Origin of the sequence: Deinococcus marmoris, from assembly GCF_001949125.1 — a bacterium.
In the GTDB taxonomy this organism is placed as follows: Bacteria; Deinococcota; Deinococci; order Deinococcales; family Deinococcaceae; genus Deinococcus; species Deinococcus marmoris_A.
Genome location: NZ_MSTI01000186.1, coordinates 1 through 1,768, shown reverse-complemented (window position 1 = coordinate 1,768; position 1,768 = coordinate 1). Strand labels below are relative to the sequence as shown.

Sequence of the window (1,768 nt, the reverse complement as noted above, 5' to 3'; positions counted from 1 at the left end):
ATGCCCTCGGCGACGACCCGGATGCCCAGGTCATGGGCGTACCCGATCAGCGCGCTGACCAGGGGGACCCGGCGGTCATTCTCATGCAGGCCGCTGATCAGCGCCCGGTCCAGCTTGACGATGTCTGGCCGGAGTTCCGTCAGGTAGCTCAGGCTGGTGTGTCCGGCCCCCAGGTCATCCAGGGCCACCTGTGCGCCTTCCTGTTGATAGCGCTCCAGGATGGAGCGCAGCAATCCCAGGTCCGGGAAGGTCTCGCTTTCGGTCACCTCGAAGACCAGCCGCGAGAAGTCGGCCCCCACCTCCCGGCAGGCGGCAAACGTCGTCTGAAGGCAGATGTCCGGGTTGTAGACCACGCCTGGAGCGAAGTTGATAAAGAGTTGCTGGTCCGCGCCGAGTTGCGGGTAGACCTGGCGGATGGCCGTCTTGCGGGCATGGGCGTCGAAGGCGCGGGCCTGTCCATGGGCCGCCGCCGCTTTCAGGAGGGGCCAGGCACCGATCAGTGGGCCGTGCTGCTGCGCGCGGACCAGGGCTTCATAGCCGTACACTTCGCCCGTACCCAGATGAACCACCGGTTGCAGATGAAACTTCAGGTGATCGCTGATGGTGGCGAACCAGGGCGTGGCCAGGCGCTGCATCCACTGCTCCAGCGGTGCCAGCTGCCAGAGATCAAGCTGTCCGTCCAGCCAGGGGGCGGCCAGCAGGTCCGGGCGCTCCGTGCGTGAAAATGCGGCCAGAAGACCGTCCAGTCGGTCAAACGACGTCCGACTGACCTGAATGGAACCCGCCTCAATTTCGCCGGGAATTTCATGGGCGGACAGAAAGACAGCGAGTTTGCGTTGCAGGTGGGTGGAGCCAGCGCGAATGGACAGGGCGGTGACGCGGGTGATGTCCAGCGGTGCGACGGTCTGGCAGTCGCAGAGTGCCGGGCTGCCGTTGCCCTTGGGCACAGAGCGAGGCGGATCATAGGAGGACATTGCCGGATGGTACGCACCACACGTTCACAGAACTCTGAAGCCGAGGAATGCCGTGCAGCATGACGCTGACTTCATTTACTCCTCATGTCTTCCCGCTGTCATGGTGGTGGCGGCTGTCTTGAAGGACGTCTTGCAAACGGCGAACGCCCTGAAGATGGAGAGCGAGAGCTTCATCGGATAGGGCGGTGCTGATGCCCATGATCGTGTGCCTGGACGTGATGATGGCCCTGCGCAAACGCGAGGCCAAGGATCTGGCCGTCGAGATCGGCATCACCAAGGCCAATCTCTCGCTGCTCAGAACAGGGAAGGTCAAAGGGGTGCGCTGCGAGACGCTGGCGGTGCTGTGTGAGGCGCTGAGCTGTCTAATCGGCGCTGACGGCCTGACAGAAAGTATGAGAAAGCGTCCCCGGTAGGGGACACTTTCTAGTTGTGAAGACTAAAAATGCCGCCGGGGACGCACCCCGACTCTACCAAGCCGTCCTCACCCACATCCAGCATGGGTTGTGGAACGACGTCCGTAACGCCCACACGTTGGCCTGGATGGTCACGGGCCTGGTGCTCTCAGGGCGCAGTTCTATCCCTGCGTGGCTCCCCTACATCCATTCCCGTGCCACGTTCGCGCAAAGCAGCGAACGCCGCGTTCGTCGGTGGCTGGAGAATCCAGCCATAGACCCCACGAGCATTTACGGTCCACTGGTCACCCGTGCCCTGCGCGACTGGGGCAGTCAAACCCTGATTCTGGCGCTGGATACCAGCGTCCTGTTCGAGAAGTTCTGCCTGATCCGTGTCTCCGT

At 62.9% G+C, this 1,768-nt stretch carries 2 protein-coding genes and 1 pseudogene; 2 read left to right on the top strand and 1 reads right to left on the bottom strand.

The features are described 5' to 3' along the window. Positions 1-974 (bottom strand): EAL domain-containing protein (locus tag BOO71_RS26130; protein WP_254843299.1); only part of this gene is annotated, 974 nt, incomplete at its 3' end. A gap of 191 nt (positions 975-1,165) precedes the next feature. On the opposite strand from BOO71_RS26130, the gene BOO71_RS26125 reads away from it, so the two are divergent. Both BOO71_RS26125 and BOO71_RS26120 read left to right on the top strand, forming a co-directional pair. Next, positions 1,166-1,387: a helix-turn-helix domain-containing protein gene (locus BOO71_RS26125; protein WP_075837134.1), complete on the top strand. Its 222-nt coding sequence runs from the start codon at positions 1,166-1,168 to the stop codon at positions 1,385-1,387. Between the two features lie 16 nt (positions 1,388-1,403). Continuing rightward, positions 1,404-1,768: pseudogene (locus tag BOO71_RS26120) on the top strand (transposase); the annotation flags it as partial.

Bases quoted from the DNA above. Each gene is read 5' to 3' on its own strand.
- BOO71_RS26125 (WP_075837134.1), top strand. From the start codon at position 1,166: ATGCCCATGATCGTGTGCCTGGACGTGATGATGGCCCTGCGCAAACGC.